The organism is Salipiger sp. HF18 (assembly GCF_011806505.1).
GTDB lineage: Bacteria > Pseudomonadota > Alphaproteobacteria > Rhodobacterales > Rhodobacteraceae > Salipiger > Salipiger thiooxidans.
This window is the reverse complement of the sequence record NZ_JAATOS010000271.1, coordinates 1-5543: the sequence shown is the minus strand read 5'-3', so window position 1 is coordinate 5543 and position 5543 is coordinate 1. Positions and strand designations below refer to the sequence as shown.

Genomic DNA, 5543 nt, shown 5'->3' with positions numbered 1-5543 from the left:
TGAACCGCGGCGCGGTAACCCACGCCCTGGATCTCGAGCTCTTTCTTGAAGGTGTTCTGAACACCGTGCACCATGTTCGCGACGACGGTGCGGGACATGCCCCACTGCTGGCGCGCGCGCTTGGAGTTGCCGCGCGGCTCAACGGACACACTGTTGTCGTCGACGGTGATGGTCACGTCGTCGGTGGCGACGAAGGTCTGGGTGCCTTTCGGCCCCTTAACTTCGACGGTCTGGCCGCTGACGGATGCGGTGACACCCGAGGGCAGCTCAACCGGCTTTTTCCCAATACGAGACATCAGTCCCTCCTTAGAATACCGTGCAGAGCACCTCGCCGCCAACATTGGCAGCGCGGGCGTTCGCGTCCGACATCACACCTTTAGGCGTGCTGACAATCGACACACCCAGGCCCTGGCGGACCGAGGGGATGTCCTTGACACCCATGTAAACGCGGCGGCCGGGCTTGGAGACCCGCTTGAGCTCGCGAATGACGGGGGTGCCGTCGAAGTACTTCAGGCTGATCTCGAGCGTCGGGTGACCGTTGGTGTCGGTCCCGGACTCGTAGCCGCGGATGTAACCTTCGTCCGCGAGCACATCGAGAACCCAGGCGCGCAGCTTCGAGCCGGGGGTCGACACGGTCGACTTGCCACGCAGCTGTGCGTTACGGATACGGGTGAGCATATCGCCGATAGGATCGTTCATCTCATACCCTCCTTACCAGCTCGACTTCACGACGCCGGGCAGCTGACCGTTCGAGCCCAGCTCGCGCAGCATGATCCGGGAGATCTTGAGCTTGCGGTAGTAGGCATGCGGACGGCCGGTCAGCTGGCAACGGTTGTGCAGGCGGCTCGGGGCGGAGTTGCGCGGAAGTTTCGCCAGTTTCAGGCGAGCCTTGAAGCGCTCTTCCATCGGTTTGGATTCGTCGTTCGCGATCTCTTTGAGCTCAGCGCGCTTGGCGGCGTACTTCTCCACCAGCGCCTGGCGCTTCTTCTCGCGTTCGATCATGGATTTCTTGGCCATGTCTGTCGCTCCTTACGCGTTGAAGGGCATGTTGAAAGCCTTCAACAGCGCCTTGGCTTCCGCATCGGTGGATGCGGTGGTGGTGATGATGATGTCCATGCCCCAGACCTCGTCGACCTTGTCGAAGTCGATCTCGGGGAAGACGATGTGTTCCTTGATGCCCATGGCAAAGTTGCCACGGCCGTCGAACGACGGCTTCACACCGCGGAAGTCCCGGATCCGGGGCATCGCGACGTTGATCAGGCGATCGAGGAATTCATACATCCGGTCACCACGCAGGGTCACCTTGGCGCCCAGCGGCATCTCTTCACGAACGCGGAAGCCGGCGATCGACTTCTTGGCTTTCGTGGTGACAGCGTGCTGGCCGGCGATCTTGGTCAGGTCTTCCTGAGCCGATTTCGCCTTCTTGGAGTCGCGCACGGCTTCGGCACCGCAGCCGATGTTCAGAACGATCTTGTCGAGTGCAGGGATCTGCATGTCGTTCTTGTAGCCGAACTCTTCTTTCAGAGCGGCCTTGATGTCGCTGCGGAAATGCGCCTTGAGACGCGGGGTGTAGTTCGCGGTATCAAGCATCGATCACGTCCCCCGTGGTCTTGGCGAAGCGGACCTTCTTGTCGCCTTCGACGCGGAAGCCGACGCGGGTCGGTTTGCCGTTTGCATCGACGATGGCGATGTTCGAGAGGTCCAGCGGCATTGCCTGGGACAGACGGCCGCCTTGCGACGTCTGGCTCTGGCGCGTGTGACGGATGGCCATGTTGATGCCGCCGACGATGGCCTTGCCGGCCTTCGGATCGACGGATTCGATGGTCCCGGTCTTGCCCTTGTCCTTGCCGGCAAGGACGATGACCTTGTCACCTTTTTTCAGCTTGGCAGCCATCAGAGCACCTCCGGCGCGAGCGAGATGATCTTCATGAAGTTCTTCGCACGCAGCTCGCGAACGACCGGCCCGAAGATACGGGTGCCGACCGGCTCGCCCGAGTTGTTCAGGATGACGGCCGCGTTGCGGTCGAAGCGGATGGACGTGCCGTCTTCACGGCGGACTTCCTTGGCGGTGCGCACGACGACGGCCTTGCGGACGTCACCCTTTTTCACGCGACCGCGCGGAATGGCCTCTTTCACCGAGACGACGATGATGTCGCCGACCGATGCGTAGCGGCGATGCGAGCCGCCGAGGACCTTGATGCACTGAACTTTCCGGGCACCGGAGTTGTCAGCGACATCCAGATTGGTCTGCATCTGGATCATGTGGTTTCTCCCGACCTTTGGGGGCTGTTCTTGGTCTACCCCCCAGGGTTTCGATCAAACTCGGACGTGGGCGGATTACTCCGCGATCACTTCCCAGCGTTTCGTCTTCGACTTCGGAGCGCACTCGATGATGCGGACCATATCGCCGACAGCGAACTTTTCCGCCTCGTCATGAGCGCGGTATTTCTTCGACTTCTTGATGGTCTTCTGCAGCACCGGGTGCTTGAAGCGGCGGACCACCTGGACCGTGACGGTCTGAGCGTTGGCGGTGGAGGTCACGGTGCCTTGCAGGATACGCTTGGGCATGGGGTTAACTCCTTATTCCGCCGAAGCCGCGGCAGCGGCTTTCTGGTTCAGCACGGTCTTGACGCGTGCCACGTCGCGACGCACCTGGCGGATGCGTGCGGTGTTCTCGATGGCTCCGGTGGCTTTCTGGAAGCGGAGGTTGAAGGCCTCCTTCTTCAGGGCCACGAGCTCGTCCCGGAGCTGGTCCGGGGTCTTCGAGCTAAGCTCTTTGGCGTCCATATCGGTCGCTCCTTTGTTGCAACATCACCGGAGAGCCCCGTCGTTAAGCGGGTCACCCTGATTCCCGGTGGAGGTGGATGAACGCGGTCTATAGGCGCGTTGGGGCGAGATGGCAAGGAGAGTCTTGGACCTCCGAGGTCCGCCTAGCCTAGCGCCCGCCACGCATCGTTTTGAACAATCGGACCAAGCTCTCCGAAGACGGTTTACGGCCTATCAGGAATGCTATCGCTACAAGAGCGAGCAACACGGCACCAAACCCGGAGCCTTCAGCGACACCGATAGTCAATTCCGCATTAGCGATGAGTTCTGTCATGTCAGGTTCATTGACCTCTCCAAAACTGTCGAGGGTCAATGTCGTGAGAACAAAGGAGCGACCTCCGACAAAGTTGTCGGTTACGATCCTCAGCCCTCTTCTCCTGCAAAGGTGGCGCCACCATTTTGGTCGGGCACCGCCCCAGAAGCGATCTGGGTATTTAGTGGATTTAAAACTAGCTACGGACACCACGCTTTCGGGCGCCCGCCAAAGCGCGGCATGCAGGTCGTCGATCTTTGGCCTTCACTCGAAAGATGTCAGATCAATTCGATCAAGACTCTGCAATACCAACGAGCCTGTTGGGCTCCGCCCGTTCGCGACTCAAGCGCTCCCCCGGAGCGTTTGCCGGGCAAAGCCCGGACCGGCGCTCACTCCCACTTGTAGTTGAAGCTCACCGAGATCCGTTCGTCCTCTGCGCTGTTCGGCGGCACCTCGTGGCGAAGCCAGGATTCCCAGAGCAGGATATCGCCCACCTCGGGCGCCTCGTAGACGAAGGTTTTCAGTTCCTCGCGGCAGCCCTTCCGGCGCGCGGGGGCGGCCATCATGAAGCCCAGACGCGGGTCCTCGAGCTTCAGGGCCGAGGCGCCGTCGGGCATCGAGACATAGGTCGTCCCCGAGATCACCGAGTGCGGGTGGATGTGCGAAGAATGCGTCCCGCCCTCGGGCAGGATGTTGATCCAGATATCCTCGACCACCAGCGTCTTGTCGCCAAGGTCGAACTCGAGGTCCTCGGCAAAGGCCGCGACGTGCTTGTCGATGGCGGCCACCAGATCGGCGAAGATCGGGAAGCGCCACGGCAGGTCGGTCAGCGAGGCATAGGAGGTGTAGCCGGGGTAGTTGTTCTCATCGCACCACTCCTGCCCCGCCTCGTCGTCCTCGGCGATGGACCAGCACGAGGTCTCGAGCTCGGAGGTGTCGACAGCGGGCCCGTGCTCGGAGAGCCGGGCGTGGTACAGGCGGGTCGCGAAGAGGGATCGGATCTGGCTCATGTCCGCGTCTTAGCCTGAGTCGGGGCGGCTGGCGAGAGGCAAGGATTTCTCAACCGGTGTCTGCGAAGCTCCCTGCCGCGCCTGCTGACCCTTTTCCTGCTGCTCTGCGGCGCCATGCTTTGCGTCCCGTTGCTTTGCGGCCCTGCCCGCGCCGCGGCCTTCCTGCCGTTGGGCGAGACACGGGGGCCGCTGCTGCAGCAGGGACAGGCGCTGATCGCGCCCCGTGGTGGCACGCCGAGCGACGGGGCGAACGGCGGGGCGAGCCTCTTTACGGGCACGCAGGGGGGCAGTTTCTTCGAGCCGGTGGTGCGGGCGCCCCCCCTGCCCGCGCTGGCGCACTCGAGCAACGTCGCCGAGCACATCCGCAACGTCATCGCCCTGGCCGAGGCCGGGCCCGCCGGCTACGACGCCATCCAGCACGGCGCGCGCAGCCTGCCGCGCAAACGCCCCACCGCGATGACCCTGGGCGAGATCTACGACTGGATCGCCGCGACCCCCGGCCAGCCCCACGCCATCGGGCGATACCAGTTCGTGCCCGACACGCTGCGCGCGCTGGTGCGTCGTGCCGGGCTTTCGCGCGAGACGCGTTTCACGCCACGGGTGCAGGACCACCTCGCCGACCTGCTCCTGCACGACGCCGGCCTGCCCGAGGCGCAGCGGGGCGAGATCACGCCACGCAGCTTCATGCACAATCTCGCGGGGATCTGGGCCGGGCTGCCCCTGCCCTCGGGCAAGTCGCGGTACCACGGCTACGCGGGCAACAAGGCGACGATGACCTGGGCCCGGTTCGAACTGGAAATGGCGCCGGTGTTCCGGCGATGAGGGACGCACGGTACTGGGGGTCGAGGCTACAGCGGCAGGTTGGGTGACAGCCAACGACACGTCGGGCCTCGGACTGCGGGCCTCGGACAGAGAACCGGGAACCGGGAACCGGGAACCGGCGAACACCGTGCTGCGGACACGGTCAAGGAGCATGAAACAGGGTGCAACGGCTCGGAAACGGGAAGGCCCCCGCCGATCGCTCGGCAGGGGCCCAATTCTTGGCTCGATGTCCTGGTGCGGGCGGACCCGCGACCGGGATTACCAGTCTTCGCGGACGACGACGCGGGTCTTGATCGGAAGCTTCATCGCGGCAAGGCGCAGGGCCTCACGTGCGATGTCTTCGCTGACGCCGTCGATCTCGAACATCACGCGGCCGGGCTTGACCTTGCAGGCCCAGTAATCGACCGAGCCCTTACCCTTACCCATCCGGACTTCGGTGGGCTTGGAGGTCACCGGGGTGTCCGGGAAGATGCGGATCCAGACACGGCCCTGACGCTTCATGTGACGCGTCATGGCACGACGTGCGGCTTCGATCTGCCGGGCGGTGACGCGCTCGGGCTGCAGAGCCTTCAGGCCGTAGTGGCCGAAGTTGAGATCAGAACCGCCTTTTGCCTCGCCGGAAATCCGGCCCT

At 63.5% G+C, this 5543-nt stretch carries 11 protein-coding genes; 1 reads left to right on the top strand and 10 read right to left on the bottom strand.

Annotated features, from left to right (window positions below; translation table 11 throughout):
• The 9 genes from rplF to HC022_RS18125 form a co-directional block, all read right to left on the bottom strand.
• A partial coding sequence (gene rplF, locus HC022_RS18165) for a 50S ribosomal protein L6 (protein WP_167453368.1) occupies positions 1-296 on the bottom strand: 296 nt, incomplete at its 3' end.
• A gap of 10 nt (positions 297-306) precedes the next feature.
• Positions 307-699, bottom strand: a complete 393-nt coding sequence (rpsH, locus tag HC022_RS18160) for a 30S ribosomal protein S8 (RefSeq protein ID WP_008884588.1) — start codon at positions 697-699, stop codon at positions 307-309.
• A gap of 12 nt (positions 700-711) precedes the next feature.
• Entirely contained in the window at positions 712-1017 is a 306-nt protein-coding gene (gene rpsN / locus HC022_RS18155; protein ID WP_008884119.1) for a 30S ribosomal protein S14, read from the bottom strand.
• Between the two features lie 12 nt (positions 1018-1029).
• A complete protein-coding gene (gene rplE, locus HC022_RS18150) occupies positions 1030-1590 on the bottom strand; it encodes a 50S ribosomal protein L5 (RefSeq protein WP_008884600.1) in 561 nt (186 codons plus the stop codon).
• Entirely contained in the window at positions 1583-1894 is a 312-nt protein-coding gene (gene rplX / locus HC022_RS18145) for a 50S ribosomal protein L24 (protein ID WP_008883985.1), read from the bottom strand. Before rplX ends, rplE begins: the two co-directional genes overlap by 8 nt.
• Positions 1894-2262, bottom strand: coding sequence for a 50S ribosomal protein L14 (rplN, locus tag HC022_RS18140; protein ID WP_005854833.1), 369 nt, complete (start codon positions 2260-2262; stop codon positions 1894-1896). Before rplN ends, rplX begins: the two co-directional genes overlap by 1 nt.
• Before the next feature lie 75 nt (positions 2263-2337).
• A complete protein-coding gene (gene rpsQ / locus HC022_RS18135; RefSeq protein WP_008885289.1) occupies positions 2338-2568 on the bottom strand; it encodes a 30S ribosomal protein S17 in 231 nt (76 codons plus the stop codon).
• A gap of 12 nt (positions 2569-2580) precedes the next feature.
• Positions 2581-2787, bottom strand: coding sequence for a 50S ribosomal protein L29 (gene rpmC / locus HC022_RS18130; protein WP_007792750.1), 207 nt, complete (start codon positions 2785-2787; stop codon positions 2581-2583).
• Between the two features lie 681 nt (positions 2788-3468).
• Complete coding sequence (locus tag HC022_RS18125; RefSeq protein WP_167453367.1) at positions 3469-4089, bottom strand: TIGR02466 family protein; 621 nt, start codon at positions 4087-4089, stop codon at positions 3469-3471.
• A gap of 168 nt (positions 4090-4257) precedes the next feature.
• On the opposite strand from HC022_RS18125, the gene HC022_RS18120 reads away from it, so the two are divergent.
• The gene (locus HC022_RS18120; protein WP_368484695.1) at positions 4258-4911 is read left to right on the top strand and encodes a hypothetical protein; all 654 of its coding nucleotides are present in this window, start codon (positions 4258-4260) and stop codon (positions 4909-4911) included.
• 258 nt (positions 4912-5169) lie between these two features.
• Here HC022_RS18120 and rplP read toward each other — a convergent pair.
• A partial coding sequence (gene rplP, locus HC022_RS18115; RefSeq protein ID WP_167453366.1) for a 50S ribosomal protein L16 occupies positions 5170-5543 on the bottom strand: 374 nt, incomplete at its 5' end.